Annotated in this window: 15 protein-coding genes; 6 read left to right on the top strand and 9 right to left on the bottom strand. The window is 46.1% G+C overall.

Annotated features, from left to right (window positions below):
- Positions 1–22: 22 nt before the first annotated feature.
- Positions 23–1,774, top strand: a complete 1,752-nt coding sequence (locus R7O13_RS21800; RefSeq protein WP_005382374.1) for a potassium/proton antiporter — start codon at positions 23–25, stop codon at positions 1,772–1,774.
- Here R7O13_RS21800 and R7O13_RS21795 read toward each other — a convergent pair.
- The 4 genes from R7O13_RS21795 to aspA form a co-directional block, all read right to left on the bottom strand.
- On the bottom strand, positions 1,771–2,400 hold the full coding sequence (locus tag R7O13_RS21795) for a response regulator (RefSeq protein ID WP_005382375.1): 630 nt from the start codon (positions 2,398–2,400) through the stop codon (positions 1,771–1,773). The two genes, R7O13_RS21800 and R7O13_RS21795, sit on opposite strands and share 4 nt — an antisense overlap.
- Before the next feature lie 194 nt (positions 2,401–2,594).
- Entirely contained in the window at positions 2,595–4,427 is a 1,833-nt protein-coding gene (locus R7O13_RS21790) for a protein-disulfide reductase DsbD (RefSeq protein ID WP_318304691.1), read from the bottom strand.
- A gap of 161 nt (positions 4,428–4,588) precedes the next feature.
- Positions 4,589–5,896 (bottom strand): anaerobic C4-dicarboxylate transporter, encoded by a 1,308-nt coding sequence (locus R7O13_RS21785; RefSeq protein WP_005382378.1) that lies wholly within the window; start codon positions 5,894–5,896, stop codon positions 4,589–4,591.
- A 176-nt stretch (positions 5,897–6,072) separates the two neighbouring features.
- On the bottom strand, positions 6,073–7,524 hold the full coding sequence (aspA, locus tag R7O13_RS21780) for an aspartate ammonia-lyase (RefSeq protein WP_005382379.1): 1,452 nt from the start codon (positions 7,522–7,524) through the stop codon (positions 6,073–6,075).
- Between the two features lie 431 nt (positions 7,525–7,955).
- Here aspA and R7O13_RS21775 point away from each other — a divergent pair, with 431 nt between their 5' ends.
- Positions 7,956–8,474: an FxsA family protein gene (locus tag R7O13_RS21775; RefSeq protein WP_005386383.1), complete on the top strand. Its 519-nt coding sequence runs from the start codon at positions 7,956–7,958 to the stop codon at positions 8,472–8,474.
- A gap of 70 nt (positions 8,475–8,544) precedes the next feature.
- Here R7O13_RS21775 and trmL read toward each other — a convergent pair whose 3' ends face one another.
- The 4 genes from trmL to R7O13_RS21755 all read right to left on the bottom strand — a co-directional run bounded on the left by trmL (position 8,545) and on the right by R7O13_RS21755 (position 12,027).
- Positions 8,545–9,024: a tRNA (uridine(34)/cytosine(34)/5-carboxymethylaminomethyluridine(34)-2'-O)-methyltransferase TrmL gene (trmL, locus tag R7O13_RS21770; protein WP_005382381.1), complete on the bottom strand. Its 480-nt coding sequence runs from the start codon at positions 9,022–9,024 to the stop codon at positions 8,545–8,547.
- Between the two features lie 136 nt (positions 9,025–9,160).
- Positions 9,161–9,769, bottom strand: coding sequence for a superoxide dismutase (locus tag R7O13_RS21765; protein WP_005382382.1), 609 nt, complete (start codon positions 9,767–9,769; stop codon positions 9,161–9,163).
- A gap of 174 nt (positions 9,770–9,943) precedes the next feature.
- Positions 9,944–11,338, bottom strand: coding sequence for an envelope stress sensor histidine kinase CpxA (gene cpxA / locus R7O13_RS21760; RefSeq protein WP_005382383.1), 1,395 nt, complete (start codon positions 11,336–11,338; stop codon positions 9,944–9,946).
- On the bottom strand, positions 11,338–12,027 hold the full coding sequence (locus R7O13_RS21755) for a response regulator (RefSeq protein ID WP_005382384.1): 690 nt from the start codon (positions 12,025–12,027) through the stop codon (positions 11,338–11,340). The genes cpxA and R7O13_RS21755 overlap by 1 nt, the downstream gene beginning before the upstream one ends.
- Positions 12,028–12,217: 190 nt before the next feature.
- Here R7O13_RS21755 and R7O13_RS21750 point away from each other — a divergent pair, with 190 nt between their 5' ends.
- From R7O13_RS21750 to pfkA, 3 genes are all read left to right on the top strand, one after another.
- Entirely contained in the window at positions 12,218–12,730 is a 513-nt protein-coding gene (locus R7O13_RS21750; RefSeq protein ID WP_005386388.1) for a CpxP family protein, read from the top strand.
- Positions 12,731–12,841: 111 nt separating this feature from the next.
- Positions 12,842–13,750, top strand: coding sequence for a CDF family cation-efflux transporter FieF (fieF, locus tag R7O13_RS21745; protein ID WP_025768809.1), 909 nt, complete (start codon positions 12,842–12,844; stop codon positions 13,748–13,750).
- Between the two features lie 283 nt (positions 13,751–14,033).
- A complete protein-coding gene (gene pfkA, locus R7O13_RS21740; RefSeq protein WP_005381521.1) occupies positions 14,034–14,996 on the top strand; it encodes a 6-phosphofructokinase in 963 nt (320 codons plus the stop codon).
- Between the two features lie 91 nt (positions 14,997–15,087).
- Here the strand turns inward: pfkA and R7O13_RS21735 are convergent, their stop codons facing one another.
- The gene (locus tag R7O13_RS21735) at positions 15,088–16,470 is read right to left on the bottom strand and encodes an MATE family efflux transporter (RefSeq protein WP_017821828.1); all 1,383 of its coding nucleotides are present in this window, start codon (positions 16,468–16,470) and stop codon (positions 15,088–15,090) included.
- Between the two features lie 240 nt (positions 16,471–16,710).
- Here R7O13_RS21735 and R7O13_RS21730 point away from each other — a divergent pair, with 240 nt between their 5' ends.
- The gene (locus R7O13_RS21730) at positions 16,711–17,001 is read left to right on the top strand and encodes a co-chaperone GroES (RefSeq protein ID WP_005381516.1); all 291 of its coding nucleotides are present in this window, start codon (positions 16,711–16,713) and stop codon (positions 16,999–17,001) included.
- Positions 17,002–17,047: the final 46 nt, after the last annotated feature.

The raw sequence follows: 17,047 nt of genomic DNA, 5'->3' as shown, positions 1-17,047 counted from the left end.
TTTTCATTAAGGGAGGGTGAGAATGGACGCAGACACCATTAACAGTTTTTTTCTAATAGGTGCGTTGTTAATCGCACTTAGCGTTCTTTTAAGCCCAGTGTCTTCTAAGTTGGGAATCCCAATTCTTTTGGTATTTTTAGCCGTTGGAATGCTGGCGGGGGAAGACGGCTTAGGCGGCATTTTATTCGATAACTTTTCCATCGCTTATTTGGTTAGTAACCTCGCATTAGCCATCATTTTGCTTGATGGTGGGATGAGAACGCGGGTCGCCAGCTTTAGGGTTGCGTTATGGCCCTCGGTCTCTTTGGCGACATTTGGCGTTGCGATCACCACCATTTTGACCGGGCTGATGGCAACGTGGTTATTCGACTTAGATTTATTGCAAGGCATATTGGTTGGTGCGATTGTTGGCTCCACCGATGCTGCCGCGGTCTTCTCTCTACTCAAAGGTCGTAGCCTGAACGAACGTGTTGGTTCAACGCTGGAAATTGAATCCGGCACCAATGACCCAATGGCGGTGTTTCTGACCGTAACTCTGATTGCTATTTTAGCGAACCCTGGCGCAGATTTAAGTGCGGGCTTTTTGGCGTTCAGTTTTCTTAAGCAGTTTGGTATCGGCGCGTTACTTGGCTTCGCTGGTGGCTGGATCTTATGGAAAGTTATCAATCGCAATCAATTACCAGATGGGCTGTATTCTATTTTAACGGTCAGTGGTGGCTTGCTTATTTTCGCTTTATCTAACACTTTGGGTGGCAGTGGTATTTTGTCGATTTACCTTGTTGGTCTTTTATTAGGTAACCGTCCAACACGCAGCCGCCACTCTATTCTTCATGTTTTAGATGGTATGACGTGGCTAGCTCAAATTGGTATGTTCTTGGTGCTTGGTTTGTTGGTTACACCATCCAATTTACTCTCTATTGCGTTGCCAGGTCTTGCGCTTGCTTTCGGGATGATTTTGTTTGCCCGACCAATCTCAGTTTGGATTGGCTTACTGCCATTCAAGAGTTTCACGCCACGTGAAAAGTGGTTTGTCTCTTGGGTAGGACTGCGTGGTGCTGTACCTATCATCCTCGCGGTATTTCCGATGATGGCAGGGTTGCCAGATGCTCAACTGTACTTCAATTTGGCATTCTTTGTAGTAATGGTGTCTTTGATAGTACAAGGGGGCACGTTGACTAAGGCGATGTCTCTTGCAAAGGTCGAGCTACCTTCTAAGCCTGAGCCAATTTCGCGTACGGGTGTAGAGATTTACCCGACCAGTGAGTGGGAGCTGTTTATCTATAGACTTAAAGCAGATAAATGGTGCATTGGTGAGCCATTACGTAGTCTTTCGATGCCGGAAGGAACGCGTATCGCCGCTGTATTCCGCAGTAAAGAGCTATTGCACCCATCCGGCAGTACGCGTCTTGAGGAAGATGATACCTTGTGTGTATTAGCACAAGAAAAGGATTTAGATGCACTGAGCTTACTGTTTAGTGAAGCCCCAGAGAAAGCGTCGCTAGCGCGATTCTTCGGTGACTTCTTCCTCGATATTGAAGTGAAGCTTGCCGATATTGCCGTGATGTATGGTTTGAATCTGGGGGATGAACCGCTGGATAAAAGTTTGAGAAACCTTGTCGAAGAGCAATTAGGTAGCACGCCAGTATTGGGAGACCATTTCGAGTGGCAAGGTTTGCATTGGATCGTCGCTGATGTTGTTGATCAGCAGGTCACTAAAGTCGGTATCCGATTGCCAAACGAAAAAAGTAAGTCTGACGATAAGACGTCAATCTAGTCGCTCATTTCCGTCAGCATGATAACGGCTTGCGTGCGGTTCTTTACGCCGAGCTTACGGAAAATAGCTGTCATGTGCGCTTTTATGGTGGCTTCTGAAACATTCAATTCGTAAGCGATTTGCTTGTTCAGCAAGCCATCGGACAACATTCCCAACACTTTATATTGCTGCGGTGTTAGCGCAGCAATCTTTTCCGCTAAGTCATTACATGCCGCGTTATTGGTGATCAACCCTTCAGGGAAATATGGGTCGCCATTTAGCACTTGATTGAGTGCGTTCACTAATTCGCGCATGTCGCTAGACTTGGGAATAAAACCAAATGCACCATGGCTTTTCACCTGCGTCACGATCGCCGGCTCTTCACTCGCTGAAACGACGACGATAGGTAAATCTGGATGCTCTGCTCGCAAATGAATCAAGCCAGACATACCATTTGCTCCTGGCATTTTGAGGTCCAATAGCACTAAATCTGGCTCTTCCTCTCGCTCCAACAAAGCCAGAAGTGCGTCGAGTGAGTCCGCTTCCAGCAAATTTGCACCACTAATAGCCATGTGGATAGATTGAAACAAGGCATTCCGGAAGAGTGGGTGATCATCTGCAATAATGATGGTGTAGGTCGAATCCATGACGTTAAACACTTTTGACTATTTCGTTAAATTTATTATTATCCAGCTTTGAGAGAGTGGACAATATTTATTCGCTAAAAGTCTGAACCAAATCGACTTTTATTAGGAAAATTGCATATAAACGCAATGTTCTTATTCAAATCTGAGCAATAAAAAACGCCAGTGGACATCACTGGCGTTTGAATATCTGGTTATCAGAACTGCTTGATATGCTCTAAGAAAGGCTCGGCTTGCATAAAGCCCGTCAAACGAGCGTTTGAAACGTGTTCACCACTGGCATCCCAAAACTCAATTGTTGGTAAACCAAGCACACTCATGTGCTTCAGTAGTTCGATGTCTTGCACTTGGTTTTTGGTCACGTCCGCTTGCAGAAGAACGAAGTCTTGCAGTTTGGCTTCGACGCTTGGGTCATGGAAGGTGTACTTTTCAAACTCTTTACATGCTACACACCAATCGGCGTAGAAATCGAGCATGACGGGTTTACCTGCCGCTTTCGCAAGTGCCAGTTGTTCTTCAAGCTCCGCCACGTTAGCAATGCGAGTAAAGCTAACAGTGGCTTGCTGAGTTTGTGTTGTGCTGTTGCCAAACCAGTAATTTAAGATAGGTTGTGCTGAGGCTAGCAAACCTAAGATGGCGATTATGCCCACGGCACTTTGTTTCCAGCCACCAAACTCTAGACTGTTTTTGATGTGGTATAGCCAACCAAAAGCAGCAATACCCAGTGCTGACCACAGAATCGTTGACCACATTTCTGGCATGATACGCTCTAGTAAGAAGATAGGTGCGGCAAGCAGAATAAAGCCGAACAGCGTTTTCACGCGGTCCATCCAACCGCCGGCTTTTGGTAGCAACTTGTTGCCAAATACCGCTACAAGGATCAACGGAATACCCATGCCCATCGCTAGCGCGTAAAGGGCGACCCCACCGGTGAGTAAGTCGCCACTTTGTGCGACGTAAAGCAGCGCACCAGAGAGTGGGGCGGTAGTACACGGAGAACAAACCAAGCCAGATATTGCCCCCATTGCAAACACGCCAGCACTGCTACCACCTTGCTGCTTGTTACTTAAGTTATTCAGCCACGTTTGCACGCTGCTTGGTAGCTGTAATGAGTACAGACCAAACATAGACAAAGCGAGTGTGATGAACAGTACGCTCAAGCCAATCAGCACATAAGGGTGCTGCATTGCCGCTTGGAACTGCATACCTGCAGATGCCACCACAAGGCCGAGTAGAGTGTAAGTCAGCGCCATGCCTTGCACGTAGACGAATGACAAGCCTAGCGCACGGCGTTGGCTTAGTTTGCCACTGCCAAGCACTATGCTGGTCAGAATTGGGTACATCGGCAGCACACAAGGTGTAAACGCCAAGCCCACACCAAGCGCCAAGAACAGAAGTGGTGTCCACCAGTTATCAGCAAGGTTGGCTGCAAGGCTATCTTGCTGTGTTACTGGCGCTGATGATGTGTCACCAGACGTAGATGATTGCGCCGCTGGTGGCGTTGCTGTTGGTGTCTGTTCTGCTTTTGATGCAGTTGTCGCCGTTGTTGAATCTGAGTTCGACGAAGTAAACGCGCTGATAGGAATCACGCGAGTTTCTGGCGGGTAACAGAAGCCTGCTTTCGCACAACCTTGGTATTGCACGACTACGCGCGCACCGTCTTGCCAATCATGCATTGGTACATTAACGAAGAGAGGTTGAGTATAGATATGCACGTCACCAAAGAATTCATCTTTATGCGGTGTGCCGTCTTCCATTTGCAGTTCGCCTAGCGATACTTTCTCACCAGCTACAGACAAGCGCTCTTGATATAGGTAGTACCCGTCACGTACCTGCCAATCGAGCATCAATTTGTCATCTTGCTGGTAGAAGTTAAATGGAAACGCCTGATCAACAGGAACAAAACTGTCGCTGCTGCTACCAAAACTGTTGTTCTGGCTACTGTTAAACTGGTCTTTGCCAAATAAAGCTAAAGACGGAGTGGAAAAGGTAATGAGCCCTAAGAGTAAAACGGGAAGTAATGCGCGCATAAAAGAGTCAATTCATCTTAGATAATTGCCGTTAGTGTAACTCAATCAGACCCGGAGGCGAGTCAATAAGTTTCATGAAAATGAAGATTTATTGAGCATAAATCAAGACAACAGGCAATAAAAAAGGGAGCCGAAGCTCCCCGAGTAAGACTCTGTTTCTACTAGATCAGTAGACCACCGAATGCGAAGCCAAGTGCTACCGCAGAAGCGATGGTTACCACACCAGGTACAAAGAATGGGTGGTTGAATACGTACTTACCGATACGAGTTGAACCCGTGTCGTCCATCTCAACCGCTGCTAGAAGCGTTGGGTAAGTTGGCAGCACGAATAGCGCACTTACTGCTGCGAAAGATGCAACTGCGGTAAGTGGTGCGACACCGATTGCTAGTGCTGCTGGCATCAGCGCAACAGTGGTTGCACCTTGTGAGTAAAGCAGCATTGAAGCGAAGAATAGAACAAGTGCTAGCATCCATGGGTAGTCTGCTAGTAGCGCACCAGCCACTTCTTTGATGCCGTCAACGTGCGCGTTAACGAACGTAGAACCTAGCCATGCCACACCAAGAACACACACACACGCTGTCATACCAGAGCGGAATGTTGCTGCGGCTGGGATTTTGCCAGCATCGATTTTACAGCTCATTACGATAGCTGCCGCAGCTGCTAGCATTACCGTCATGATAGCTTCGTTACGGCCTAGAGCAGGGTTCTCGATAAGACCCACAGAGCCAGAAATTGCTGCTGCGTAACACACGACAAATGCGATTGCGCCTAGGAAGATGAAGGTTGCTTTCTTCGCTGTTGGTAGGATTTCGCGTTTTGCTTCTGTATTTAGCTTGATTAAGCCTTTTTCTAGACGCTCTTGGTATTCAGCATCGTCTTTTAGCTCACAGCCCATGAAGTTCGCCACGAACGCACCGATCATGCACGCGATGAACGTCGTTGGGATACAGATTGCTAGTAGTGTTAGGTAGTCAACGCCAAATGGGTGCAGCATTGCCGCGAACGCTACAACAGCCGCTGAGATTGGTGATGCGGTGATAGCGATTTGCGATGCCACGACCGCGATAGACAGTGGACGAGAAGGGCGCACGCCTTGGCCTTTCGCTACTTCTGCAATCACTGGCAAAGTAGAGAATGCCGTGTGGCCAGTACCCGCCATTAATGTCATTAGGTAAGTTACGATAGGCGCATAAAAGGTGATGCGCTCAGGATGCTTGCGCAAAAAGTTTTCAGCAACTTGCACCATCCAGTCTAAACCACCCGCTACTTGCATTGCTGCGATAGCGGTGATTACAGACATGATGATCAAAATTACGTCAACGGGAATGTAAGCTTGGCTTGTTGGTACGCCCAAGATCAAAGACAACGCAATGACCCCAGCACCACCGGCAAAACCAATGCCGATACCACCGATTCTTGCCCCCAAATAGATGAAGAGCAGAACCACGAAGAGTTCGACCATGACCATATTGATACCTCTTTAGTTTTTTATTTGATTCTGATTTTTTGAACACTCAGGAACAGGAGTAAATGCTCAGAGAATGAGAACCTAGTGGTTTAGCGGCAATAAAAGCATATAAAAAATGTGGTTAACCGTATGAGAGCCTAAAAAAGGGGCCTGAGTGGCCCCCTTCGGATTCGTTATTACTCGTAACGTTTTGCTTTGTAAGTAGGATGCATGAAGTTTTCTACTGACAAGATTTCATCAAGCTCCTCTGCTGTAAGCAGACCGCGCTCTAGCACGACTTCACGAACACTCTTACCAGTTTCTGCACAAATCTTACCTACGATGTCACCTTCGTGGTGGCCGATGTATGGGTTTAGGTAAGTGACGATACCGATAGAGTTGTAAACGTAGTTTTCGCAAACTTCTTTGTTCACAGTGATGCCGTCGATACATTTATCACGTAGGTTCACACACGCGTTGTGTAGTAGAGAGATAGACTCAAACACACTTTGTGCGATCACAGGTTCCATAACGTTTAGCTGTAGCTGACCGCCTTCTGCTGCGAAAGAAACCGTGTTGTCGTTACCGAGAACTTTGAAGCAAACTTGGTTTACTACTTCTGGGATAACTGGGTTTACTTTAGCTGGCATGATTGAAGAGCCTGCTTGCATTTCAGGTAGGTTCAATTCATTTAGACCCGCACGAGGACCAGAAGAAAGTAGACGAAGGTCGTTACAGATCTTCGATAGTTTCACTGCTAGGCGTTTTAGCGCGCCGTGAGTCATTACGTATGCACCACAGTCAGACGTTGCTTCGATAAGGTCTTCTGCTGCAACAACGTCAAGGCCTGTTACTTCCGCTAGGTGTTTTACTGCAAGCGCTTGGTAGCCAGTTGGTGTATTTAGACCAGTACCGATTGCGGTTGCGCCTAGGTTGATTTCTAGGAGGAGTTTAGATGTGTAATCTAGAGCACGAATCTCTTCGTTTAGTGTTACCGCCCACGCATGGAACTCTTGACCGACTGTCATTGGTACTGCGTCTTGAAGCTGAGTACGGCCCATTTTCAGTACATCTTTAAACTCAACGGCTTTAAGTTCGAATGCGCCTTTTAGGTACTCAATTGCTTCCATTAGCTTGTGTACGCTGTTGTATACCGCAATACGGAAACCTGTTGGGTACGCACAGTTGGTTGATTGGCTCTTGTTTACATGGTCATTTGGGTTAACAAATTCGTATTGGCCTTTCTCTTTACCCATCAACTCAAGCGCGACGTTTGCGATCACTTCGTTCGTGTTCATGTTAACTGAAGTGCCTGCACCGCCTTGGAATACGTCTGATGGGAACTGATCCATACACTTGCCAGTTTCTAGGATCAAATCACACGCTTCGATGATGTAGTTTGCAACGTCTTTTGGAATAGCGCCAAGTTCTTTGTTTGCTAACGCTGCTGCTTTTTTGGTCATTACCATGCCGCGTACAAATTCTGGTACGTCAGAAATGGTCATATTAGAGATGTTGAAGTTCTCGATCGCACGTAGCGTATGAATACCGTAGTACGCATCTGCAGGGACATGACGTTGACCTAATAGATCTTCTTCAATACGAGTGGCTGGGTTTGCTGTTTTTGGAGCATCAGATAGGGTAGCCATAGCAGGATCCTTAGATGATAATTCTGATAATAAAGTTATTTATTAGCCATTTCTGCAATCTAGAATCCATTCATCAGAATTTTTGGCTGGAAAATCCGTCCTGACTTATGTGGCACATGATACTGCACCTAGCGCATAAAAATAGTAACTAGATCACCTTTTTCGTTTTTCATGAGTCAATAATTTGCAAAGTATGAACGGGTTATTAATAACCCTTTATGGGTACTCGATTTTCCTCGACAAACATGAGTTTTTAGAGTTCGAAATTAGCACTTTAAAAGCACGAAAAAATCGGTATGCAATTGAATGAAACGCGCTCCCGCTACTTTGTCTAAAAAAGAAGGAGACCAGTATGAACACGCTTTTTTACAACGATTCGTTTGAGCTTAGTCTGCTTTTACCATTACACTGAATTAAACAAAGGAGGGCGTGTGTTTCCTATCTTATTATTAGCGTTTATTTTTGTTCCGATCATTGAAATCGGCTTATTTATTCAGGTGGGCGGCTTTTTAGGTTTATGGCCGACCATTGCACTAGTCTTAATCACTGCATTTGTTGGTGCGTCGTTGGTTCGTAGCCAAGGTATACAAACACTGATGTCAGTACAGGGGCGTCTTGAACAAGGTGAAATTCCAGCCCAGCAAATTTTTGAAGGCGTAATGCTAGCGGTGGCTGGCGTGCTACTGTTAACCCCGGGCTTTATGACCGATGCCCTTGGTATGTTGGTGTTGCTTCCTGCGCCACGCGCCGCGATAGCTAAATACTTGATGAGCAAAATGGTGGTGAAAACCATGCATGGTGGTGGCTTCCAAGGTGGTTTCTCTAACCAGGGGCCATTTGAGCAAGACCCGTTCCGTCGTGACCCATTTGATTCCCAGTCAGATAATGGCAAGACCTTCGAAGGGGAATACGAGCGTAAAGACGATGATGATCGCAACAAGCTCAACTGATTGAGTTAGACAGTAAAGAAAACAAAAGGGCGCACCAAGCGCCCTTTTCTGTATTTGGAATTCGTGCTGCTTACAATGCGCCTTCAAAGCCCATTTGACGCCATGCTTCAAAAGCAATGATCGCAACGGCATTCGAAAGGTTTAGGCTGCGCGCATCTGGCATCATTGGAATGCGAATACGCTGCTCCATTGGTAAGCTATCGATGATTTCAGCAGGCAAGCCACGAGTTTCTGGACCAAACATCAAAACATCACCCGCTTGGTATTGTGCATCAACGTGGTGACCTGTGGTTTTGGTGGTGCAGGCAAACAATCGATAGTTACCTTGCTTCTCTTTCTCTAAATACTCTAAGAACGCTTGATAGTTTTTATGGCGTGTTACGCGAGCTAAATCATGGTAATCCAAACCAGCACGGCGGACTTTTTTCTCTTCAAGATCGAAACCCAGAGGTTCAATTAAGTGAAGGTTTGCACCGCAGTTGGCGCATAGTCGAATGATGTTGCCGGTGTTCGGCGCGATTTCTGGTTCGTATAAAGCGATATCAAACATGGTATTGAAATAGAGTTGGTCAAAGAGAGGGGCAGTATATACCCAAGTCACCGAGATATGCGAGATTCAGCAAGATTGACCTGGGTATGAAAGCAGGCATTAGCGCGGATGTTAATACCGTAAGTAGCGATGCTCTTTATAAGAGAGCGTGAGCATAGTTTTCTTCAACTGCTCGCCAGTTGACGACGTTCCACCACGCATCAATATATTCTGGGCGACGGTTTTGGTAGCTGATGTAATACGCGTGCTCCCACACGTCTAATGCGAGGATTGGTTCACCGCGCACATCCACTACATCCATCAGAGGGTTGTCTTGATTACTGGTGGACGTAATGTGAATCTCACCATCTTTTACGATCAGCCATGCAAAACCAGACCCAAAGGTATTGATGGCTGCTTGGGCAAACGCCTCTTTAAATTGCGCAAAGCTACCAAATTTATCGTTAATTGCTTGAGCAAGCGCGCCTTGAGGCTCTCCGCCACCGTTTGGTGACATGCAATTCCAATAAATGATGTGGTTGTAATAGCCGCCCCCATTATTACGTACTGCTGGACTGAGCTTAGAGATATTGTCAAAGATCTCGTCTAATGACTGAGTTTCGAGCTCGCTCCCTTCAACGGCATTTACAAACTTATCAAAGTACGTCTTGTGGTGTTTGCTGTAATGCACTTCCATGGTTTTCGCGTCGATGTACGGCTCTAGTGAATCGTACGGGTAAGGCAGAGCGGGAAATGTATGTGACATAGTAAATCCTCCTTAATTGGAAAATTCACTTTAATGCTAACGATAATTATTATCAACTTTGATCTTTGTAAGGGTATTCTACGAAGCCTCACCAATTTCTAAAGTGAGGGTGGGGCTGTTAATCACTCACTCTAGAAATATGGTGCGAATTATTGTTAGTTCATCAAATTGAGACTAACAATTGATCGGTAAGGTGATACTCATGCGCAATCCGCCTAAAGGACTTCGGCTGGCTGCGATCGTGCCACTGTGCTGGCGAATGGCACTTTCGGTAATGGTTAGGCCGAGACCTGTGCCGCCAGAGTGGCGATCGCGTGCCGTGGAAACGCGATAGAACGGGCGAAAAATCGCGGCCAGTTCCTCTTCTGGTACACCTTCTCCATTATCGTCAACCGTGATACGAAGCGTATCGTCATCGGCTTTGATGTCGATTTGTACCTCATCTTTTCCGTAGTAAATGGCGTTACGAACGATATTTTCCACCGCACTCATCAGCAGTTTAGGGTTACCGGAAATATTGCGCTTAGGTAATTCTGAATAGTGTAGCTGTTTGCCCATTTGCTCTGCTTCAAACTGCGCATCTTTAATGATCTCTTCCCATAAACTTTCTAATGGCTGTGTTTCGCGAGTCATATGACTGTTCGCCTGCATGCGAGAAAGCTCTAATAGTTCGCTGATCATCTGTTCCAAGCGCTGCGCTTCGGTATCGATACGAGTCAATTCTGGGCTTTCTCCTTGTTTACGCGTCGCTAATGCGCTTGCCATGCGTAGACGAGTTAAAGGTGAGCGCAGCTCGTGAGAGATATCGGATAGCAAACGTTGTTGTCCTGAAATCATTTGATTAACCGCTTCGACCATCTGGTTGAAGCTGCTACCTGCTTGACGAAATTCCGCCGTACCTTTTTCTAAATTTGGGTCTGTGACAAATTCACCTTTCGCCACACGTTGAGCAGCGGCTTCAAGACGACGTGCAGGCTGACTCAAAGCCCAAGCAAGCCATAACAGCAATGGTGTACTAACCAGCATGACCGCAAGCAAGAGCTGGAATGGGTGATCAAACAGACGCAGGAGTAGAGGTGGTGGCTCATTCCATTTGAAGCCCACGTACATCAAGATATCGGAACCTGCCAAAGTGATAGGAATTGGGCCCGCAATCATGTATCGACCATACAGCTTCTGCTTTGGATTATTGTAATCTTCGATACTGGTGACAAAGTTTTGCATGGCACGCAATTGAAAATTGCTGCGTTTTTCTGTCGTAAGAACATTACCGCTGTAGTCAGAAAAAAAGACTCGTGGGCGAGGGTCGTGCTTGCCGTGGCGGTTGCCCTCGATACGAAAAAGTATGCGGCCTAAATCTGTTTGCTGGCTGTATTTTTGTTGGATTGAGTCACGCGTTTCTACCATACGTTTGTAGTGTTCTTCTGGAATATCGCGAGCTTTGCGTGGGTCCAAATGTGGCAGTGATAGCACGGCTATCAATACTAATAACATGGTGAACCAAAAAATGGCAAAGATGCGTCCATACAGGCTATTGATGTTTGGCAGTTTGATGCGTGATAGGCGCATTAATCCTCCTCAAGCAGCATGTAGCCACGACCACGCAGGGTTTTGATTCGCGGCTTGCCATTGCTTTGATCTGGTAATTTTTTACGTAAGTTCGAGACATGCATATCGATAGCGCGATCAAAAGCAGCGAGTCGTTTACCAAGCACATCTAAGCTCAGTGTCTCTTTGGTCAGCACTTGTCCTGGGTTTTGTACGAAGTGGGTGAGTAGCGCAAACTCGGTTGCTGTGAGATCGAGTAACTGTTGCTCACAATACGCTTCTTGCTTACCGGGATAGAGGCGGATTTCTTGATACTCAATGCAATCGCTGTTTTTGGTATTTTTTTGTGTGCTGCTAGTGCGGCGTAAAATCGCGCGGATTCGCGCTAACAGCTCTCGGTCACTAAAAGGTTTTGGTAAATAATCATCCGCGCCCAGTTCCAAGCCGATCACGCGATCAATTTCTTCCCCTTTAGCGGTCAGCATCAAGACGGGAGTTTCCCAATTTTCACGTAAGCGTTTCAGCGTTTCCATGCCATTGAGTTTTGGCATCATGACATCCAACAAAATCAAATCAATCTTATCATTGATCGCGGCTAAGCCGGCTTCACCGTCATTTGCTTCGCTGACGTCAAACCCTTCGAAACTGAGTACTTCTTTTAATAAGCTAGTTAGCTCGATATCGTCATCGATTAAAAGAATGTTTGCCATGGGGGCACCTATAGTAAGTTACCGATAACCTAATATTACATTGGAATGATGCGCAACGAAGAGGAGAAAAATCACTCTTTACGATTCTTTACGCTCCCTATACGTCGCTTTACCTAGCGGGTCGTATTCTATACTCAAGCGCTGTGAGAACAGCTCAGAAGAACCACTCACCTGTGTAAGGAATCGTATTATGAAGTCTGCAAAAAAACTTGTGTTAGCTGCTGTTGTTCTACCTCTTACTCTTGGCGCCGCAAGCGCATTCGCTTACGGTGGTAAAAACCATCATAAAGGCCCTCGTGACGAATGCGGCATGGGTATGGACCGAGGTGTCATGCGTCAACTAGACCTGACTGATGCACAAAAAGATCAGCTAAAAGAAATGCGTGAAGCAAACAAAGCAGAAATGAAAGCAAAATTCGCTGATGGCAAAGAAGCACGTATGGCTGAGCGTCAAGCGCATCACGCAAAAGTACAATCGCTTTTGCTGGCGGATAACTTTGATGAAGCTCAAGCTAGCGAATTAGCAAAAGAGATGGTTGAGCGCCAAACGGAACGTCGCGTGCAAATGCTAGAAAGAAAGCACCAAATGCTTAGCGTATTAACACCTGAGCAGAAAGCGAAATTTGTTGAGCTACAAAATGAACGTATGCAAGAGTGTGGCGACAGAATGCACAAGCGCATGGAAAAGTCGCGCAATAATTAAGTCATGAATTGATGTTATATAAAGAGGCAGCCATTGGTTGCCTCTTTTTGATCTGGTTATTTCATGGTCATTCAATATACTCAACGTATGGTTTTAGTTAACTCTTTGATTATGAAACAGCAATACGCACGTTTAGTTACGACCGCCGCTTGGACTGCAACCATTGTGGCGACGCTTCTTCTGATAGTAAAAGTCATCACGTGGTGGGTAACCGGCTCAGTGAGCTTATTGGCGTCATTGATTGACTCCATGCTAGATATCGCGGCTTCGGTTGTGAATCTTGTGGTGGTTCGTTACGCCTTACAACCGGCAGACCGCGAACATACGTTTGGACATGGTAAAGCTGAGTCCTTAGCGGCCCTAGCCCAAGCAATGTTTATTTCGGGCTCGGCAGTATTTTTGATTCTTAACGGGATTGACCGATTTTTCCGCCCGCATGCGTTACACGCACCGGAGTTAGGTGTGTATGTATCGCTGTTTGCGATTGTGGTCACACTTGGTTTGGTGATGTTCCAAAAACATGTGGTTCGCGTGACGGGGAGCCAAGCAATAGCGGCGGATTCTCTGCATTATCAGACTGACTTGTATATGAATGCTGCGATCATGGTGGCTCTGGGGCTCAGTTATTTTGGAGTGACTCAAGCGGATGCTGTGTTTGCGATTGGTATTGGTGTCTTCATTCTTTATAGCGCTTTCAAAATGGTCAGCGAAGCGATTCAAACCTTACTTGATAGAAAGTTGCCCGATGAAGAGCTTGAGCAAATTAACCAAGCTTGTTTGAGCGTAAAAGGGGTATTGGGTGTGCATCAGTTACGCACGCGAATGTCAGGACCGACGCGCTTTATACAGTTGCATTTAGAGCTAGACGATAACTTACGATTAATTGAGGCGCATTACATTGCTGATAAAGTGGAAGATAATTTATTGGCTCTGTTTCCTGATGCGGACGTACTGATCCATCAAGATCCATTGTCTGTCGTTTTCGGACCTGAGAAAGAGCAGAAAGCGCAAGATTGGTAGGCTTGAAAAATCCATCAGAGCCCGACGACAAACAGGTACTTATTGACTATCTTTCCATCAATACTTATTAAGATTCGTGATCCTGATATGAATCAACAAAGTTTCATAGAGAAACTGTAATACTCTTACATAAGTAGAAAAGTTACATAAAAAAGTGCGTTTTCATTGGTAATCCTGTAGAGGAAATGTAACATAACGCACAGTTCTGGATTATGCAGGTTGCTTGGTAACAAGGGGCCTAAAAGAAAATTAAATAATTGATTGCCAAAGATCGAGGGTGAGCATGATTAAGAAGATCGGTGTTTTAACAAGTGGCGGTGACGCACCTGGTATGAACGCTGCGATACGCGGCGTAGTACGTACAGCACTATCCGAAGGATTGGAAGTATTCGGTGTGTACGACGGCTACCTAGGCCTATACGAAGGCCGCATCGAGAAGCTAGATCGTTCTAGCGTTTCAGATGTGATCAACAAAGGTGGTACGTTCCTAGGTTCTGCACGTTTCCCTGAATTTAAACAAGTGGAAGTTCGTGAAAAAGCGATTGAGAACCTGAAAAAACATGGTATCGATGCACTAGTGGTAATCGGTGGTGATGGTTCGTACATGGGTGCGAAGAAACTGACTGAAATGGGTTACCCATGTATCGGTCTTCCGGGCACAATCGACAACGATATCGCAGGTACGGATTACACTGTGGGCTACCTAAGTGCACTAAACACCGTTATCGATGCAATCGACCGTCTACGTGATACTTCTTCATCTCACCAACGCATTTCAATTGTAGAAATCATGGGCCGTCACTGTGGTGATTTGACTCTGATGTCTGCAATTGCGGGCGGTTGTGAATACATCATCACTCCGGAAACTGGTCTAGACAAAGACAAGCTGATCAGCAACATCCAAGATGGTATCGCTAAAGGTAAGAAACACGCGATCATCGCGCTTACTGAGCTAATGATGGATGCTAATGAACTAGCACGTGACATCGAAGCCGCGACAGGTCGTGAAACTCGTGCAACAGTACTTGGTCACATCCAACGTGGTGGTCGTCCAACTGCATTTGACCGCGTACTAGCATCTCGTATGGGTAACTACGCTGTTCACCTATTGATCGAAGGTCATGGTGGTCGTTGTGTCGGTATCGTGAAAGAGCAACTTGTTCACCACGATATCATCGACGCAATCGAAAACATGAAGCGTCCAGTACGCAACGATCTATACAAAGTTGCTGAAGAGTTGTTCTAAGCAAGCTTGAAATAGATAAACAAAACCGCGGCTTTCCGCGGTTTTTTTTGTATTTGAGAATCAACAAAAAGAAACTAGTGATAGACGAGTGTTAAGACACGCTGCTCTGCTCTATGAGCGTTAATTTTCGCTCGCGCAGCGCAAACAAGTAGCCCAGTAGCCCACCCAACGTATTTCCAACCGCGATACCGATAAACAAGCCTTCAATGCTGTAGATTTGGCTCCCGATCCACGCCGATGGCAAGGTAAAAATGAACAGCCGCATAAAGCTCCACTGGAATGCACGCAATGGCTTGTGCATCGCATTCAAACCACTGACTAACATCATTACGATGCCTTGGAAGCCATAACTAAATGGCACCACCAGTAAATAATGCCAAAGCAGGTTTTTCACCGCATCTTCCTGAGAAAATAGCGCAGCCAGAGGAATGCTCAGCGGTACCATCATCAAGAAGATAAACCCTTGGAATACCACTGCAAAACGCATGCTAATAAATAAACCGGAAAAGGCTCGTTGCGGTTGTTTGGCTCCTAAATTTTGTGCCATAAACGGTGTGAGGGCAGAGGTCAGCGACATCAATACTAAAATCAATATGGACTCAATACGCTGCGCTGCGCCGTAAGCAGCAACCGCCGCCGTACCGTGGTTGGATAACAGCATCATCAGAATGGCACCGGACAACGGATTCATCGCGTTTGATAGCGCTGCAGGGGTACCAATTTTTAGTGTCTGTTGCCAGTCTTGTTTCAGCAAAGCCCATTGGGGTTGAGCAAGCAATTTTTCCCGTTTAATTAGCACATAGAATGAGCCACACAAAGCACCTAACCAGCTAAAGGCACTTGCTATGGCTGCGCCTTGAATGCCAAGTTCCGGAAAAGGGCCATAACCGAAAATCAACAATGGATCGAGCATGCCATTAATCAAACCAGCCAACATCATGACTTTTGCTGGTGTTTTTGTGTCGCCAGTAGCTCGGATAGCACTGTTGCCCGCCATTGGGATCACTAGCAGAGGAATTGTGAGATACCAGACCTGCATATATTGCTCAATAAGAGGGATGAGATCATCAGACGCACCAAGAAAACGAAACAATGGCGCAATGGTGGTAAAGCCAATAGAAGACGCGATAGCCACAAGTAACACGGCTAATAACAAACCGTGGGTGGTGAACCGAGCAGCTTGTGGTGCATGACCTTGCCCAAGCAAGCGACCAATATTGGTCGATAGTCCCATCCCAATCCCCATCGTAATGCAGTTAACCGCAAAGGTGACAGGGAAGGTATAGCTGATAGCCGCTAGCGCTTGAGTGCCAAGCAACGAGATAAAAAACGTGTCCACCAAGTTAAACATCAAAATTGCGATCATGCCCATGGTCATGGGTACGGTCATTTTCCGCAGCGTTTCAGGAATGGGTGCGGTCAACAAACCATGCTTATCGGTCGCTTGGGGTTCCAGCTTGTTATTTTCCTGCATGTGTGACAACTATCTGGTGAGCAAACTGCAAGGATACAAGAAAGCGAGATGCCGAGCGAGTGAGCATTTCTAACGCAAACCGTTGCCTAGTTGTTCGTTATTTTAACTAAGTCACAAAAATTTTGTGCCACCCCCTTGGGATCGCTGCCTCGACCCCTTATATAGGGATCACGTGTCTGGGGCTACAGTCCCTAAGGACAATTATCAAATAAACATGGAAATTTTCAGGAGAGACGACCGATGAACATTCGTCCATTACATGACCGAGTTATCGTTGAACGTAAAGAAGTTGAATCTAAGTCTGCTGGTGGCATCGTTCTGACTGGTTCTGCTGCAGAAAAATCGACTCGCGGTGTTGTTCTAGCTGTGGGTAAAGGCCGCATCCTAGAAAACGGCACCGTACTGCCACTAGACGTTAAAGTCGGTGATACCGTTATCTTCGCTGAAGGTTACGGTACAAAAACTGAAAAAATCGACGGTAAAGAAGTGCTTGTCATGTCTGAAAACGACATCATGGCGATCGTTGAATAATAGCAATCATTGAGTAATTTTTTGCTCAGATTCAATTACGAAATTA

The sequence above is a fragment of the Vibrio sp. Y176 genome (assembly GCF_033438945.1).
Note: the sequence above shows the minus strand (reverse complement) of the source record. Positions and strands in the feature narration are given on the sequence as shown.